Origin of the sequence: Streptomyces sp. NBC_01445, from assembly GCF_035918235.1 — a bacterium.
Classification (GTDB): Bacteria; Actinomycetota; Actinomycetes; order Streptomycetales; family Streptomycetaceae; genus Streptomyces.
On record NZ_CP109485.1, the window covers coordinates 5,638,177 to 5,653,029 of the forward strand.

At 70.7% G+C, this 14,853-nt stretch carries 15 protein-coding genes and 1 pseudogene; 9 read left to right on the top strand and 7 right to left on the bottom strand.

From position 1 onward, the window contains the following. Nucleotides 1-14: 14 nt before the first annotated feature. Complete coding sequence (locus OG574_RS25750) at nucleotides 15-197, bottom strand: hypothetical protein (protein ID WP_326775125.1); 183 nt, start codon at nucleotides 195-197, stop codon at nucleotides 15-17. 170 nt (nucleotides 198-367) lie between these two features. Between OG574_RS25750 and OG574_RS25755 the strand changes: the two genes are divergently transcribed. From OG574_RS25755 to OG574_RS25770, 4 genes and pseudogenes are all read left to right on the top strand, one after another. Beyond that, complete coding sequence (locus OG574_RS25755; RefSeq protein ID WP_326775126.1) at nucleotides 368-1,246, top strand: winged helix-turn-helix domain-containing protein; 879 nt, start codon at nucleotides 368-370, stop codon at nucleotides 1,244-1,246. Between the two features lie 332 nt (nucleotides 1,247-1,578). Continuing rightward, nucleotides 1,579-3,618 (top strand): aminoglycoside phosphotransferase family protein, encoded by a 2,040-nt coding sequence (locus tag OG574_RS25760; RefSeq protein WP_398378389.1) that lies wholly within the window; start codon nucleotides 1,579-1,581, stop codon nucleotides 3,616-3,618. A gap of 305 nt (nucleotides 3,619-3,923) precedes the next feature. Continuing rightward, nucleotides 3,924-4,556 carry a TetR/AcrR family transcriptional regulator gene (locus tag OG574_RS25765; RefSeq protein ID WP_326775128.1) on the top strand — a complete coding sequence of 211 codons (633 nt, stop codon included), beginning with the start codon at nucleotides 3,924-3,926 and terminating at the stop codon, nucleotides 4,554-4,556. 10 nt (nucleotides 4,557-4,566) lie between these two features. Further along, nucleotides 4,567-4,770: pseudogene (locus OG574_RS25770) on the top strand (AAA family ATPase); the annotation flags it as partial. A 9-nt stretch (nucleotides 4,771-4,779) separates the two neighbouring features. Here the strand turns inward: OG574_RS25770 and OG574_RS25775 are convergent. From OG574_RS25775 to OG574_RS25785, 3 genes are all read right to left on the bottom strand, one after another. After that, nucleotides 4,780-5,244: a PPOX class F420-dependent oxidoreductase gene (locus OG574_RS25775; protein WP_326775129.1), complete on the bottom strand. Its 465-nt coding sequence runs from the start codon at nucleotides 5,242-5,244 to the stop codon at nucleotides 4,780-4,782. A gap of 46 nt (nucleotides 5,245-5,290) precedes the next feature. Then, nucleotides 5,291-6,736: an MFS transporter gene (locus OG574_RS25780; protein ID WP_326775130.1), complete on the bottom strand. Its 1,446-nt coding sequence runs from the start codon at nucleotides 6,734-6,736 to the stop codon at nucleotides 5,291-5,293. A 136-nt stretch (nucleotides 6,737-6,872) separates the two neighbouring features. Beyond that, a complete protein-coding gene (locus OG574_RS25785) occupies nucleotides 6,873-7,358 on the bottom strand; it encodes a MarR family winged helix-turn-helix transcriptional regulator (RefSeq protein ID WP_326775131.1) in 486 nt (161 codons plus the stop codon). A 122-nt stretch (nucleotides 7,359-7,480) separates the two neighbouring features. Here OG574_RS25785 and OG574_RS25790 point away from each other — a divergent pair, with 122 nt between their 5' ends. From OG574_RS25790 to OG574_RS25805, 4 genes are all read left to right on the top strand, one after another. Then, nucleotides 7,481-7,930 carry a helix-turn-helix transcriptional regulator gene (locus tag OG574_RS25790; RefSeq protein ID WP_100595642.1) on the top strand — a complete coding sequence of 150 codons (450 nt, stop codon included), beginning with the start codon at nucleotides 7,481-7,483 and terminating at the stop codon, nucleotides 7,928-7,930. Nucleotides 7,931-8,059: 129 nt separating this feature from the next. Continuing rightward, nucleotides 8,060-8,488: a helix-turn-helix domain-containing protein gene (locus OG574_RS25795; RefSeq protein WP_100595643.1), complete on the top strand. Its 429-nt coding sequence runs from the start codon at nucleotides 8,060-8,062 to the stop codon at nucleotides 8,486-8,488. A gap of 28 nt (nucleotides 8,489-8,516) precedes the next feature. Beyond that, a complete protein-coding gene (locus OG574_RS25800) occupies nucleotides 8,517-9,113 on the top strand; it encodes a hypothetical protein (protein WP_326775132.1) in 597 nt (198 codons plus the stop codon). Between the two features lie 128 nt (nucleotides 9,114-9,241). Beyond that, complete coding sequence (locus OG574_RS25805; protein WP_100595782.1) at nucleotides 9,242-9,583, top strand: DUF2516 family protein; 342 nt, start codon at nucleotides 9,242-9,244, stop codon at nucleotides 9,581-9,583. 42 nt (nucleotides 9,584-9,625) lie between these two features. Here the strand turns inward: OG574_RS25805 and OG574_RS25810 are convergent, their stop codons facing one another. The 3 genes from OG574_RS25810 to OG574_RS25820 all read right to left on the bottom strand — a co-directional run bounded on the left by OG574_RS25810 (nucleotide 9,626) and on the right by OG574_RS25820 (nucleotide 13,316). Further along, nucleotides 9,626-10,963, bottom strand: coding sequence for a PP2C family protein-serine/threonine phosphatase (locus OG574_RS25810; protein WP_326775133.1), 1,338 nt, complete (start codon nucleotides 10,961-10,963; stop codon nucleotides 9,626-9,628). A gap of 274 nt (nucleotides 10,964-11,237) precedes the next feature. Then, on the bottom strand, nucleotides 11,238-12,299 hold the full coding sequence (locus tag OG574_RS25815; RefSeq protein ID WP_326775134.1) for a C40 family peptidase: 1,062 nt from the start codon (nucleotides 12,297-12,299) through the stop codon (nucleotides 11,238-11,240). Nucleotides 12,300-12,521: 222 nt separating this feature from the next. Then, nucleotides 12,522-13,316 carry a class I SAM-dependent methyltransferase gene (locus OG574_RS25820; RefSeq protein ID WP_326775135.1) on the bottom strand — a complete coding sequence of 265 codons (795 nt, stop codon included), beginning with the start codon at nucleotides 13,314-13,316 and terminating at the stop codon, nucleotides 12,522-12,524. A 185-nt stretch (nucleotides 13,317-13,501) separates the two neighbouring features. Between OG574_RS25820 and mshA the strand changes: the two genes are divergently transcribed. Then, nucleotides 13,502-14,851 (top strand): D-inositol-3-phosphate glycosyltransferase, encoded by a 1,350-nt coding sequence (gene mshA / locus OG574_RS25825; protein ID WP_199841882.1) that lies wholly within the window; start codon nucleotides 13,502-13,504, stop codon nucleotides 14,849-14,851. The last annotated feature ends 2 nt before the right edge of the window (nucleotides 14,852-14,853 follow it).

Here is a 14,853-nt window from a genome sequence, read left to right on the forward strand (position 1 = left end):
TCGCGTCCGCTGGGTCACGCCTGCATGGTCAGGAGCACAAGCAGCACGGCGCCGACCGCGAGCCACCGCTCGCTGCGCATGCGGATGCCCGTGGTGAGCAGTATCAGCGCGAAGAGCCCGAAGGCCCCGTAGCGCCATTGGACGAGCTGCTCGAAGCCGAGGACCACCAGGGTCGACAGCAGCTGGATGATGACCATGTTCCCGCCCCTTGGCGTATGCCTTCAGCGATCAACTACCTGTCCAATTGGACTGGTTGACTTGAATTGGATTTCCCCGACCGGTCTGATCCAGTAACCGCCGGCTCGGTTTGGGCTTCAACTTGACTGATTCCGGCGTGTAGTTGGGCTGAAAGAGGTACGGTCGCTCCATGGCCGGTGAACGCAGGCGTGACGGCGGTGGCAGGGAGGCCTGGCGCGTCGCCGAGACGTTGCGTGCGCGTATGGCCGACGGGAGTTACCCGCTCAACAGTCTGCTTCCCCCGCAGCGAGAGCTCGCCGACTCGTTCGGGGTCTCCAGGGACACCGTGCAGCGGGCGCTGCGGGAACTCGCGGGCGAGGGCTGGATCGAATCACGCCAGGGCAGCGGATCCCGCGTCATCAAGACCCAGCGAATCCAGTCGTACACGGCCAAGGCGTCGCACGAGGGCCGGGTCTCCCTCGGCCCACTGATCAGCGAGGCGTTCGAGCGACCGAATGTCACGCTGGATGTCTATACCCTGACGTCCGAGTCGCTCGACACCCACATCAGGCTCCAGGCGGAGCGGATCCGGACCGGGGAGATCGCCCCGCAGCGGATCGGACTGCGCATGCTGCTGCCCTCCGAGTCCCTTGAGCTGCCCTATCCGCGCGCACTGGACCGGTCGGACGACCCGAGGCTGCGCGACCGGCTCCACGGCATCACGCGCCGGCACACCGCTTCACTCCGCAGGGAGCTGCGCCAGCTGCGCGCGGAGGGCCTTGTCCCGGCCGCCGACATCGAGATACGCCATGTGGCGCTCACGCCGGCCTTCAAGCTCTACCTGCTCAACGGAACCGAAGCGTTGCACGGGCCGTATGAAGTCATTGAGCGGCCCATCGTGCTGGAGACCGGTGAGGAGATCGCGGCGCTCGACGTCCTCGGGCTCGGGGCGACGCTCACCCACTACGTGAAGGACGACGACGAGAACTCACGAGGCTCCGTCTTCGTGGACGCCTGGCAGGCGTGGTTCGACTCGGTGTGGGGCCGCCTCGCCGAGCCGGGCGGCTGACCCGTTCCTTCCTCGAACGCGTGACACCGGAGAGTGGCGTTTACGGCATTGAGACCCGGGACTGTTCTGCTCGACTCGTGGGTCGCCATCGGGGCCATTAAGGTGTGCATCACTTTCCGGCCCGTTGCGCGAGTATTCAGGAGAGGCCCGTGGGCGCATCTCACGCCCCGAGTTCTTGTCAGCGAGGAAGTTCCGACGAGGACATCTGGGATCGCTTCAGGCGGCAGGCGGCGCTGGAGGGCGAATCGCTCAGCAGTCACCACCACCGGAACTACGTAATTCCCCTGGCCAAACCGATGGCGCGGCGCCTGGGCCAGGCCCCGGGAACCCGGGTGACGGTGCGGGTGCGCAAGACCGAGGCGCTTCCCGTGGTGATCAGGACGTGGCAGGACGAGAAGGGCATCCTCGACGCCATCGGCGGCGTGCTGCCGAATGTTCCACAGTGCCTGTTCAAGCGGGCTGACCTGGCTATTCACAGTTACGTCGAGGGTGTGCCGCTCTCCAGCGTCTGCCCGAACGGCAAGCCGGTCGACTCCCATCTGATTTCCGCTCTGGCGGGACTGCTCGCCGACATGACGCGTGTGTCCAGCCGTGGCCTGCCCCCGCTCCCGGATTTCTGGCCTCGCAGGGGTCGCGACAGCGGGGCTTTCCTGAGGGCGCTGGCTCGAGCGGCAGAGGAACAGATCCGGAAGCCCAATTGGACTGCTTTTGGTGGGCTGTTCGCGGCGCTCGGTATCGCTGAGGACGCGCTGACCAGGTTCGCCGAACGGGTTCCCACCCTGATGCGGAGGCCCTTCAGCTTGCTCCACGGAGACCTGCACCGGGACAACGTCATCGTGTCGTACCACGGCGACCCGCCCCTCATCTGCGTCGACTGGGAGCTGGCCACGTATGGCGATCCGCTGCACGACCTGGCCACGCACCTGGTGCGCATGGACTATCCCGAGGAACAGTGGGCCGAGGTCACGGGTGAGTGGCGCGAGGCGATGCAGGGCGCCCGTTCCGAGGCGACGGTCGGACTCGGTTCGGACCTGCGGCACTACATCGACTTCGAGCACGCGCAGTCCGTGTATCCCGATGTCATAAGGGCCGTCACCTCCCTGGGCGATTCCTTCAGCCAGCGGGACCTCGACGTCGCGGCCCAGTCGGTGCACAGGGCGCTGCGGCGGGCGGAGAAGCCGCTGCGGCTCACGAGAGTGCCCGACGTGGCCAAGATCGAGCCGATCCTCTTCCGCTGGCGTGAGGCACAGAAGGGCCGGTACAAGGGGAAGCCGACGATCTCGGGGATCTCCTGGACGCGGGACCGGCGAGTGCCGGAGCACCCGGAGTTTCCCGAGCGCGCGGTCGTCCAGGCACTGCTGGCCGAAGGCGGAGCGACCGCCGACCAGGTCTTCAAGGGAACGGCCCACCTCAGCACAGTGGTGCGTGTACCTGCGGTCGGCTTCCCCGTGATGGTCCGTCGGAAGGCGGGTTCGGTGAGCCACACGGAACGCCGATTCCTCGACGAGCACGCGGTCCTGCGGGCGATCGAGCAGTCACGGGGCGCCGTCCGCGCTCCCCGTGTGCTGGCCCTGGGTGTCAGCAATCTCGAGGACCAGTTCTCCATTCACTCCTACGAGGGCCCTTCCCGGGGGCTCCGCCCGCCGGAGCACCCCGTGGACGGGCTCCTGCCGCATGAGGCGGACGACCTCGTGGACCAACTGTGTGCCTTGACGCAGGTCGACACCAGCGTGTTGGACGCTCCCATGGGGAGCCAGAGTTTCTATGCCTGGCTGGGCCATGAACTGGTCCGGCTCGTCGACGGACTGCCCAAGGAGTCCAGGCAGTTGGCCAACAAGCTGGGACTTCCAGGCGCCCGCTGGCTGGAGTGGGGCCTGGGGCGTCACGTGGTGTCACCGCGGGGACGTGCGCTGCTGCACGGTGATCTCAACCCGTGGAACCTCGTACGGCGGGAGGACGGTGGGCTGACCCTCATCGACTGGGAGATGGCGATGGTCGGGGATCCGCTCTACGACCTCGTCCGGCACATGCACCTGACGCCGACGAAATCGGAGATCCGCCAGCGCATGTTCGCGCGCTGGACGAGGCAGCTGCCCGAACGATTCACCAACGGGTGGCGCGCCGATCGGCATGTGTACCGGTCCATCGAGATCGTCCGCTCGGCCTATGTGGACCTGGACCGGCTCGTCACCGGCGCGGGACTCGACGCCCCCAACGTGCTGCGAGCCGTGGGCACGTACGCGACCACGCTGCACAAGGCCCTGGCATGGCTGGGAATGCCCCCGGGCCGGACGAACCCCTACCTTGCCCGGGCGTTGCCGAGTGGGGACCATGGGCATCCGGAGACTGCTGGAGTCCCCACCGGAGTGTGAACGCCCTGTGGATGCCCTGGCCTTGAGGAGGGCTCGTATGCCCGGCCGGGGAGACGCTCTGCAACGAGCTCTGCCACCGCCTTCAGAAGCTCCTGGACGATCCCGGTCCGACGAAGCGCGTCTAGATAAGGGTGATGGTGCCGGACTTCGGCCGGCCGATGACCGTGCCCTCACGGGTGGGCGTGAACCGGGAACCGGTCGACGACCCGGAGTTCCGTCGGTCTGGGCGGGGGCTGAGCCCTCCTGACGGCCCGGGGCCGCCACCTGAAGCCGTGCGGCGGTGGTCGGCCCGTACGCTTCCCCCCATGAGTGGCGAGACCGGTGGTATGGGCCTCCGCGAGCGGAAGAAGCGGCGGATGTATCAGGCGATCTCCGAGGCGGCCATCGGGCTGTTTCTGGAGAAGGGGTTCGACAAGGTGTCCGTCGCCGAGGTCGCGGCCGCCGTCGAGATCTCCAAGCCGACCCTGTTCCGGTACTTCCCCACCAAGGAGGACCTGGTCCTCCACCGGTTCGCCGATCACGAGGACGAGGCCGCGCGCGTCGTCGCCGGGCGGGGCGCGGGCGTGACCCCGCTCGCCGCGCTGCGGGCGCACTTTCTCGACGGGCTCGAGCGGCGCGACCCGGTGACCGGGCTCAACGACCACCCCGCGGTGCTCGCCTTTCACCGGCTGCTCTACGGCACCCCGTCGCTGGTCGCGCGGGCGTACGGGTATCAGGAGCGGTCGGAGAAGATCCTGGCGGGCGCGCTCGGCGAGGGGGTCGGGGCGGCGCTCGGGGCCGGGCAGATCTTTGCCGTGCAGCGCGTTCTCGCCATGGAGAACTGGCGGCGGATCGCCGAGGGGGAGAGCGCCGACGCGGTGTGGCCGGATGCGGTGGAGGCTGCTGAGCTGGGGTTTCGGCAGTTGGAGCGGGGGCTCGGCGCAGGGGGTGGCGCATAGTGCTCGACGGCCGGATGATCCGCGTGCTCGCGTGACCGTCCTCGGGGCCTTTGTCGCCAAGGGCCTCTGGTACGACCATGTCGTCGCCGTCGAGCCGGCCGCCGAGGCCGAGCGCCGCGGCCCGCACCGGCTGTACGTCGTCCTGACCCGCGCAGCCTCCCGCCTCGACGTCGTGCACAGCCGGCCACTGCCGTTCGGGCCGGACGCGGTCTGAGCCGCCCGCTCACTCCGGGATGTCGAGCGCCGTCCCGTAGAGGCGGCAGACGCGGAGTCTGATCACCACGCGGCGCTCCTCGACCAGCTGTGCGAGGAACTCCGTCTCCTGCTCCGGATTGTCGAACCCCGGTGTCATGGCGAGCAGTTCGCGTCCGACGGCGTCGCCGGGCGAGGCTGTCACCTCCGACACCTCGGCTTCGCCCTCGGCGACCGCGAAGGACCACACGTCGGGGCCGCTGACGTGCAGCGCGGCATGCGGGTCGCTCCGCAGCAGGCGGGCCTTGAGCCGGTCGGCCGTGGTGGAGACGCGTACGACGCGCTCCTCGGGGCTCCAGTGGTAGAGCACGGTGGACAGGTGCGGGTGCCCGGTGCGCCGGACACTCGCCAGCGTTCCGAACCGGCTGCGGGAGAGAAGCAGTTGGAGCTCTTCATCGGTGAGGATCCGGGGTGCGGGGCCACTCTTCGCCGTCATGACGCCTCCGTCGGTGGGGGGTGTGGTGGTGGGCGGGTGGGGCTGATCAGGTCGTCGTACGGGGCTTGCGCAGTACCACGTAAGCGATCAGGAACGCGGCGACGAGCAGACCCGTACCGACCGTGAAGGCCAGGTGGTAGCCGCTGGTGAGGGCCTCGGCGCGGGTGGCGCCGTGCGCGGTGAGCGAGCGGGTGCGGGACGCGGCGAGCGTGGAGAGCACGGCGACTCCGACGGCCATGCCGATCTGCTGGGTGGTGTTGAAGAGGCCGGAGGCGACCCCGGCGTCGGCCTCGCTCGCCCCGGACATGCCGAGCGAGGTCAGCGCGGGCAGGGCGAGGCCGAAACCCGCCGCGAGGAACATCACCGGGAGGATGTCGGTGGCGTAGTGCGCGTGCACGGGGACGCGGGCGAGGAGTCCGAGTACGCCGATGAGGAGCACGATCCCGGTGAGCAGCACGTTGCGTTCGCCGAAGCGGGCGCCGAGGCGGGCCGAGACGCCGAGGGAGACCGCGCCGATGACGGCCGCCGCGGGGAGCATGGCGAGGCCGGTCTCCGCGGCGCCGTAGCCGAGGACGTTCTGGAGGTAGAGGGCGACGAGGATCTGGAAGGAGAAGAGCGCGGCGACCATCAGCATCTGGACGAGGTTGGCCCCGGCGACGCTGCGCGAGCGCAGGATCCGCAGTGGCATGAGCGGCGTACGGGCCCTGGCCTGCCGGACGAAGAACCCGGCGAGCAGCAGTGCGGCGACGGCCCCGGTCCCGAGCGTGCGTGCCGAAGTCCAGCCGTACGCCTCGACCTTGACGACGGAGTAGATCCCGAGCATCAGGCCGCCGGTGACGAGCAGCGCGCCGGCCGTGTCGGCGCCGGCCCTGAGCCCGAGGCCGCGGTCGCGGGGCAGGGCGGGCACGGCAACCGCGAGGGCCGCGAGCCCGATGGGCAGGTTGATGAAGAAGATCCAGTGCCAGCTGAGCGCGTCGGTGAGTACGCCTCCCAGGACCTGCCCTATCGAGGCCCCGGCGGCGCCGGTGAAGCTGAACACGGCGATGGCCCTGGCTCGTTCGCGGGGTTCGGTGAACAGCGTGACGAGGATGCCGAGACTGACGGCGGACGCCAGCGCGCTGCCGACGCCCTGGAGGAACCGCGCGGCGATCAGGACCTCGGGGCTCGTGGCCACGCCGGCCAGGAGCGAGGCCGCGGTGAAGACCACCGTGCCCGCGAGGAAGAGCCGCTTGCGTCCGACGAGGTCGCCGAGCCGCCCGGCGAGCAGCAGCAGGCTGCCGAACGCGATCAGGTAGGCGTTGACGACCCAGCTGAGTCCGGCCGGGGTGAACCCGAGATCGCTCTGGATGGCCGGCATCGCCACGGTCACGATGCTGCCGTCGAGGACCGTCATCAGCATCCCCGTGGCCAGGACACCGAGGGCCGGCCACCGGGAGCGCTGGGGGGCGAGGAGCGCCGGAAGGGCGCGGAGTGGTGCGGAAACGGCAGCCATTTACGGTCATCTCCTGTCAAAGGGCCACTGCGGGAGCCGCTGCGGGCCAACAGGAATGACCGTAGCAGATAGTTTTGTTGCAGACTATCTTTTACGGGTGCATGTGGAGGGGGCGGGTCGGGGAGTGGGATGGGGGCTAGTGCTGACGCGCCCTGCGCGGGGCCGGGTGCGGGCTCTCGGGCGGGGCGGCCAGGTGGCCGTCGACCAGGGCGTTCAGTGCTCGCAGCAGAGCCTCGCGCTCCGTCTCGGGGAGCGAGCCGAGCGCCTCCTCGTGGACGTGGTCGACGATCGCCTGGCTCTCCACGGCGGCCTGCGCGCCCTTCTCCGTGACCGCGATGATCCTCGCCCGCCGGTCCCGCGCGGACGGGCGCCGCTCGGCGAGGCCCGCCTTCTCCAGGGCGTCGACCGTCACCACCATCGTGGTCTTGTCCATGTCACCGATCTCCGCGAGCTGCGCCTGCGTGCGCTCCTCCTCGAGGGCGTGCACCAGTACGCAGTGCATGCGGGCCGTGAGGCCGATCTCGGAGAGGGCCGCCGCCATCTGCGTGCGCAGCACATGGCTGGTGCGGTCGAGCAGGAAGGAGAGGTCCGGTTCGGTGCGGGTGGGTGCCATGGAGGTCATGAGTGCCAGGGTAACGAATTTGATCCGTTGCGGATTATCTGTCGCGGTTGCGGAGTCGTGGCTTTGCGGGCGGTACGGCGAGTGGCCGTACGGGGACCCGGGCCCCGCCGTACGCTGGCAGCGTGACGCTCGATGACCTCGTACGGCTGCGCCGGGCCCGGGACATGATGGACCGGGACTACGCGCAGCCCCTCGACGTCCCGGCCCTGGCGCGCGCCGCGCACATGTCGCCCGGCCACTTCTCCCGCAGCTTCCGTGCCGCCTTCGGTGAAACCCCGTACAGCTATCTGATGACCCGCCGTGTCGAGCGGGCCAAGGCGCTGCTGCGGCGGGGCGATCTGAGCGTGACGGAGGTCTGCTTCGAGGTCGGCTGTACGTCGCTGGGGTCGTTCAGCTCGCGCTTCACCGAGCTGGTCGGCGAGACCCCGAGCGCGTACCGGGCCCGCAGTCACGAGCCCGGCGCGGTCATACCCGCGTGCGTCGCCAAGATCCTCACCCGGCCGGTCAGGAACGGACCCGTGGGCAGCGCTCAGGTCCTCGACGGAGAACCGGAAGCGGGCCCTCGCGCGTAGGGCCATCGTTGGGGTCAGGCCGGGCTCGCGCCTGGGCCGGGCTGGGCCCGCGCCGCCTTCCGGGTGGCGTGGCACACTATTGCAAGCAGCCGCTTGCAATAGTTAGCACCGGCGAGGCACTATCGGAACATGGCATCGCTCAACGTCGGCAATCTCGGTGAGTACCTGCGCGAGCAGCGCCGCAGTGCGCAGCTCTCGCTCAGGCAGCTCGCCGATGCCGCCGGGGTGTCCAATCCGTATCTGAGCCAGATCGAGCGCGGTCTTCGCAAGCCGAGCGCGGAGGTTCTCCAGCAGGTAGCCAAGGCCCTGCGGATCTCCGCGGAGACGCTGTACGTGCGGGCCGGGATCCTCGATGCGGAGCGGGACCGGGAAGAGGTGGAGACGCGCGCCGTCATCCTCGCCGACTCCTCGCTCAACGAACGCCAGAAACAAGTGCTGTTGCAGATCTACGAGTCCTTCAGAAAAGAAAACGGGACCGAGGCACAGCACAGCAGTCAGGAACACCCCGCCGACGGCCCCCGCACGGCCGGGGACAGCGGTGCCGAACCCTCAAGCTGAAGCCGATGTGATCCGGGAGGACCACGCCATGGCCATCACCGACGACCTGCGCAAGACCCTCAGCAACCCGACCCCCCTCTACTTCGCCGCCGGCACGGCCGAGCTCGCCTACCAGCAGGCGAAGAAGGTGCCCGGCATCGTGGAGCAGCTGCGTGCCGAGGCCCCGGCCCGGTTCGAGGCCGTGCGCAACACCGATCCGAAGGACGTTCAGGAGAAGGCGGCCGGCCGCGCCAAGGAGGCCCAGGCGGCCATCCAGGCCAAGGTCAACGAGGTGCTCGGCACCCTCGACACCGACCTGAAGAAGATCGGCGAGACCGCTCAGGACCTCGCGCTGCGCGGTGTCGGCGTCGCCGCCGAGTACGCCGTCAAGGCCCGCGAGACGTACGAGAAGGTCGCCGAGCACGGCGAGGAGACCGTGCGGGCCTGGCGCGGTGAGGCGGCCGACGAGATCCTCGAGGTCGCCGAGGCCGTCGAGCCGGAAGCGGAGCCCGTCGCCGTGGCCGACGAGCGGGCCGCCGCCAAGCCCCAGCCGGCCGACGCGTCCGCCACGAAGCCGGTGGCGGCGAAGAAGGCCCCGGCCAAGAAGACGACGACCGTGAAGAAGAGCACGCCCTCCGCGAAGTAGCGGCACGGCGGGGTAAGGAAAGCGGTACGGAGCGTACCGAGGGACGGGCCGGGCACTTACCGAGTGTCCGGCCCGTTCACCGGGTACGGTGACCGCGTAGGACTGATCTGACTCGGGTGGTGGGCGTTGTGCTGATGTCGGCTTTCGGCGGCTTGATGTGGCTGCTCTACACCGCCATGCTCGTGCTCGCGGTGGTTGCTCTGGTGATGGCCGCGTTCTCGCGCGAGGACGCGTTCCGCGCGGCGGACAAGCAGAACAAGATGTTCTGGCTGATCATCCTCGGTATCGCGGTCGCGGTGAATCTCCTGATCCCGATGCTGTTCCTCCAGCTCGCGGGGCTCGTCGCGACGATCGTCTTCTTCGTGGACGTGCGGCCCGCGCTCCAGCAGGTGTCGGGCGGCGGCCGGGGCCGCCGTGGCGGCGGCTCCAGCAGCGACGGTCCGTACGGGCCGTACAACGGCGGGCGCTGACCCTCCGGCTCCCGGGGCGCGGTCAGCGCCCCGGTTCAGGGGCTAGTTCCCCCGGTCCAGGAGGACGACGGCCACGTCGTCCGTGAGGTCGCCGCCGTTGAGGTCGCGGGCCTCGTTCACCGTCGCGTCGATGAGTTCCTCGCCGCGCAGCCCCTCCGCCAGCCCGCGGCGCACCATGTCCACCATGCCGTCCTGGCCGAGGCGCTGCTTGCCGTCGCCGACCCGCCCCTCGATCAGGCCGTCCGTGTAGAGCATCAGGCTCCACGTCGGGCCGAGCTCCACCTGGCGGCGCGGCCAGCGGGCGCGCGGCAGCAGACCGAGCGCCGGGCCGTTGTCCTCGTACGGGAGCAGCTCGGCGGTCGGGGTCCCGGGGACACGGGCGGAGCCGGGGACCCGGGAGTACGTCGGACGGGAGATCAGCGGCGACGGGTGCCCGGCCAGGCACAGGCCCGCGCGGCGGCCGTCGGGGGAGATGTCGACCGTGCACAGCGTCGCGAAGATCTCGTCGTCCGCCCGCTCGTGTTCGAGGACCTGCTGGAGCGTCGAGAGCAGTTCGTCGCCGCACAGGCCGGCGAACGTCAACGCCCGCCAGGCGATGCGCAGTTCGACGCCGAGCGCCGCCTCGTCGGGGCCGTGCCCGCAGACGTCGCCGATCATGGCGTGCACTGTGCCGTCGGGCGTACGGACGGCGTCGTAGAAGTCGCCGCCGAGCAGCGCGCGGGAGCGGCCAGGGCGGTAGCGGGCCGCGAAGCGCAGCGGGGAGCCGTCCAGGAGCGGCGTCGGGAGCAGGCCGCGCTCCAGGCGGGCGTTCTCCTGGGCGCGCAGCCGGGACTCGGCGAGCTTGCGCTGGGCGACGTCGGCGCGCCTGCGCTCGACGGCGTAGCGGACGGCGCGGCCGAGGAGGCGGCCGTCCAGCTCGTCGCGGAACAGATAGTCCTGGGCGCCGACGCGCACGGCCTCGGCGCCGCGCTCCGCGTCCCCGGACGCGGTGAGGGCGAGGACGGCATGCCGCGGCGCGAGGCGCAGGACGTGCCGGAGTGTCTCCAGCTCGTCGGCGTCCGTGGCCGCGCCGGGCGCGGGCAGGGCGAGGTCGAGCAGGATGCAGTGGACGTCGTCGGTGAGGAGCCGCTCGGCCTCGGTGAGGTTGCGGGCGGTACGGACGCGGATCGGCTTGCCCGCCGAGTCGGTCAGTTCGGGCACGCCGAGGGAGGCGGTGGGGTCGTCCTCGATGACGAGGAGCGTCAGAGGGCCACCTCCGCCGCTCTGGGCGCCGGAGGTCGTGGACTGCCGGGGCAGCGTGACGGGCGGCGTCGGCACAGTCGGAGCCTGACCACCTTCCACGGCCGGGATCGCTCTCTGCCGCGGTACGGGTACGGGCATCGCTCGGTTCCTTCCCTCCCCCCGAGGGCGTGGTGGAGCGAAGGATCGTCGCACCACCGACGGTGGACCTTAGCGGTAGGCGGCCCGGCAACGGAATGGTGAGAGGCAAACCGCCACTGTCATATGCCGCATCAGCTAACGCAATTGGGCACGCCAAAGGGCCCATCGGCCCTTTCGGGGATGACGAAGGTCACGTCGTTTCACTGCAACCGCAGGCCTCGGAGTGCGGTGGGTCACGTGGCCCAGCTCACGGCAGCCGGCCCTGCGCGGACCTTTACGCGTCGGGGCGGACGACCCCGAGAATCGTCATCGAGCCCGCGCCCGCGACCGTGACGTTCCGCCCGGGCCGGGGGGCGTGCACGATCGCGCCGTCCCCTATGTACATCCCGACGTGGCTGGCGTCGTCGTGGTAAATGATCAGGTCGCCGGGGCGCATGTCCTTGATGTCGATGTGCTTGAGCTGCTTCCACTGCTCCTGCGAGGTCCGCGGGATCGGCCGCCCGGCCGCCGACCAGGCCTGCGAGGTCAGGCCCGAGCAGTCGTACGAGCCGGGCCCCTCGGCGCCCCACACGTACGGCTTGCCGAGCTGGCCGGTGGCGAACGCGACCGCCTTCTTGCCCCGCGCCGAAGCGCTGCCCTTGATGTCCTTGAGGACCCCCGAGCTGAGCCAGGCCGTCTGCTGCTTGTACTCCGCCTGCTGCTCCAGCTCCTTCAGGCGCTCCCGCTCCTTCTTCTCGAGCTGTGACTCGAGCTTCTCGGCCTCCGCGATCCTGCTCTTGATCTTCTTCTGCGCCCGGGCCTTCTCCATGCGGTTGGACTCGAGCTTCTTCCAGTTCCGCGTGGCGTCCTGGGCGTACGTCTGCAGGTCCTCCTGCGTCCGGGTCAGCTCGCCCATGAGTCCCTTGGTGGCGTGCTGCCCCTGCCGCATCCGGTCCGCGCCGTCCAGGAACCGCGAGGGGTTGTCCGAGAGCATTAGCTGCGCCTCCGGCGGCATCCCGCCGTTGCGGTACTGCTGGCGGGCCGCGGCACCCGCGCGGGACTTCAGACGGTCCAGCTTCTTCTGGCCGGCGACGATGTCCTTGGCCAGCTGGACGATCTGTCCCGACTGCTTCCGGGCCTTCTCCTCGGCCGCGTTGTACGCCTCCGTGGCGACGGCCGCGTCGTGGTAGAGCCCGTCGAGCTTGGCGCGGACCGCCTCGAGGTCCGGGCCTCTGTCTGCCGTTGACGGCGGCGCGGGCCGCGCGGGACTCGCGTACGCGGCGCCCGGCGCCGTCAGTACGGTCAGCGCGCTGACCAGTGCCACGGCCGCCATGACTGTCGTGGTCCGCTTGCTCATCGCGCTCCGCCCCCAAGCAGTGAAGACTCACCAGAACTGATTTACCGTCAGTAACTTACGGATGCCCTGGGGATGGTGCCATGGCGGCGCCGAATGTGACAGACCCGGGCAACAACTCCCCAGCCGCTCCCGGCCCGCCCCCTCAGCCCCGTACGCCCCTTCCCGCATCGTCTGACGTACCGCCCTGCGAGATCGTTCCCTCCGGCTCCGGGCGGTCCGTCGTCAGCCCCGCGGCGCCAACGCCCCCCAGGCGACCGTCACTTCCCCCTGCCGCCACCGCGCGGGCCGGTCGAGCACCGGCCAGTCCGCGCTCAGTGCCCGTGCCGTCCGGATCCAGCGCTGCCGCGCCCCGTACGAGGCGTAGGGGGCGGCCGCGGCCCAGGCGCGGTCGAAGTCGCGCAGGAACGCGTGGACCGGCTCGCCCGGCACATTGCGGTGGATCAGCGCCTTGGGGAGGCGCTCGGCGAGGTCGGAGGGGCGGTCGAGGGAGCCGAGGCGCGTCGCGAAGGTGACCGTGCGCGGGCCCTCCGGCCCGAGCGCCACCCACACGTGGCGGCGGCCGATCTCGTCGCAGGTCCCCTCGACCAGGAGCCCGCCGGGCGCGAGCCGCGCGGTCAGCCGCCGCCAGACCTCGGCCACCTGGTCCTCGTCGTACTGGCGCAGCACGTTCGCGGCCCTGATCAGGAGCGGGTCGTGGGGGAGGGGCACCTCGAAGCCGCCGTGCCGGAAGGTGAGGCCGTCCCGTTCGTAGGGGAGGGCGGCGGCGACCCGCGCGGGCTCGATCTCGATGCCCACCACGCGCGTGCGTGGCGCCACGGTGCGTAGCCGTTGGAGCAGTTCGACCGCGGTCCAGGGCGCGGCGCCGTAGCCGAGGTCGACGGCGACGGGGTGGTCGGCGCGGCGCAGGGCGGCGCCGTGCGTGGCCGCGATCCAGCGGTCCATGCGGCGCAGGCGATTGGGGTTGGTGGTCCCGCGTGTGACCGTTCCCACGGGGCGGGACGGGGGGCGCGGGCTCATGGCTACGAGGGTATGCGCCCGGGGCCGCGGTCCCAGGGTTGAGTCCCCGACGGTAATGATTCGGCAAAACGGAAATGGAGCGGAGAGATCCGGTGTTGCAGCCGCTGAAGGAGGGTTCGTGCCCGGGCTCCGCGCCCGCGATCACGGGCCCCCGACGCCGTGCCCGCAGCAAGGAGGACCGCCACGTGAGCCAGTACGTGTCCAGGCTCCGCCGTTCCGGGGCCTCGTCCCAGCGGCTCAGGTTCCCCGGCGCGCACCGCAGACCGCGTCGGGTCGCCATGCTGAGCGTGCACACGTCACCGCTCCACCAGCCCGGCACGGGCGACGCGGGCGGCATGAACGTCTACATCGTCGAGCTCGCCAAGCGCCTCGCCGCGATCAACATCGAGGTCGAGATCTTCACGCGCGCCACGACCGGCGCGCTGCCCCCTGCGGTCGAGCTGTCGCCCGGTGTTCTGGTCCGGCACGTGGACGCGGGCCCGTACGAGGGCCTCGCCAAGGAGGAGCTGCCGGCCCAGCTGTGCGCCTTCACGCACGGCGTGATGCAGGCGTGGGCGGGCCACCGGCCGGGCTACTACGACCTCGTCCACTCGCACTACTGGCTCTCCGGTCACGTCGGCTGGCTGGCTGCCGAGCGCTGGGGCGTCCCCCTGGTGCACGCCATGCACACCATGGCCAAGGTCAAGAACGCCGCGCTCGCCGAGGGCGACACCCCCGAGCCCGCCGCGCGCGTCATCGGTGAGACCCAGGTAGTCCGCGCCGCCGACCGCCTCATCGCGAACACCGCGGAGGAGGCCGACGAGCTCGTACGCCACTACGAGGCCGACGCCGGCAAGGTCGCGGTCGTCCACCCCGGCGTGAACCTGGAGCGCTTCTGCCCCGCCGACGGCCGCGCCGCCGCCCGGCACCGCCTCGGCCTGCCCCAGGACGCCCTCATCCCGCTGTTCGCGGGCCGTATCCAGCCCCTGAAGGCGCCGGACATCCTGCTCAGGGCCGTCGCCGTCCTCCTCGACGAGCGGCCCGAGCTGCGCTCGCGGATCGTCGTGCCCGTCGTGGGCGGCCCCAGCGGCAGCGGTCTGGCCAAGCCGGAGGGGCTGCACAAGCTCGCCGCCAAGCTCGGCATCGCCGACGTCGTCCGCTTCCGCCCGCCGGTCGGGCAGGACCAGCTCGCGGACTGGTTCCGCGCGGCATCCGTCCTCGTCATGCCGTCGTACAACGAGTCCTTCGGGCTCGTCGCCATAGAGGCGCAGGCGGCCGGCACGCCGGTGATCGCGGCCGCGGTCGGCGGTCTGCCCGTCGCCGTGCGCGACGAGTCGACCGGCTTCCTGGTCCCGGGCCACGACCCGACGGTGTACGCGCGCAGGCTCGGCCAGTTCGCCGACCGTCCACAGCTTGTGGACAGCATGGGTGCCGCGGCGGCGGCGCACGCGCAGGGCTTCGGCTGGGACACGGCGGCCTCCGCGACGGCCGATGTGTACACGGCGGCCACCTACGAGCACCGCCACCCCCGTCACGTACCCTCGCTGCATGGCTGACA

Coding starts and splice junctions, on each gene's coding strand:
- OG574_RS25750 (WP_326775125.1), bottom strand. CDS start 197: ATGGTCATCATCCAGCTGCTGTCGACCCTGGTGGTCCTCGGCTTCGAG.
- OG574_RS25755 (WP_326775126.1), top strand. CDS start 368: ATGGCCGGTGAACGCAGGCGTGACGGCGGTGGCAGGGAGGCCTGGCGC.
- OG574_RS25765 (WP_326775128.1), top strand. CDS start 3,924: ATGAGTGGCGAGACCGGTGGTATGGGCCTCCGCGAGCGGAAGAAGCGG.
- OG574_RS25775 (WP_326775129.1), bottom strand. CDS start 5,244: ATGACGGCGAAGAGTGGCCCCGCACCCCGGATCCTCACCGATGAAGAG.
- OG574_RS25780 (WP_326775130.1), bottom strand. CDS start 6,736: ATGGCTGCCGTTTCCGCACCACTCCGCGCCCTTCCGGCGCTCCTCGCC.
- OG574_RS25785 (WP_326775131.1), bottom strand. CDS start 7,358: ATGACCTCCATGGCACCCACCCGCACCGAACCGGACCTCTCCTTCCTG.
- OG574_RS25795 (WP_100595643.1), top strand. CDS start 8,060: ATGGCATCGCTCAACGTCGGCAATCTCGGTGAGTACCTGCGCGAGCAG.
- OG574_RS25800 (WP_326775132.1), top strand. CDS start 8,517: ATGGCCATCACCGACGACCTGCGCAAGACCCTCAGCAACCCGACCCCC.
- OG574_RS25810 (WP_326775133.1), bottom strand. CDS start 10,963: ATGCCCGTACCCGTACCGCGGCAGAGAGCGATCCCGGCCGTGGAAGGT.
- OG574_RS25815 (WP_326775134.1), bottom strand. CDS start 12,299: ATGAGCAAGCGGACCACGACAGTCATGGCGGCCGTGGCACTGGTCAGC.
- OG574_RS25820 (WP_326775135.1), bottom strand. CDS start 13,316: ATGAGCCCGCGCCCCCCGTCCCGCCCCGTGGGAACGGTCACACGCGGG.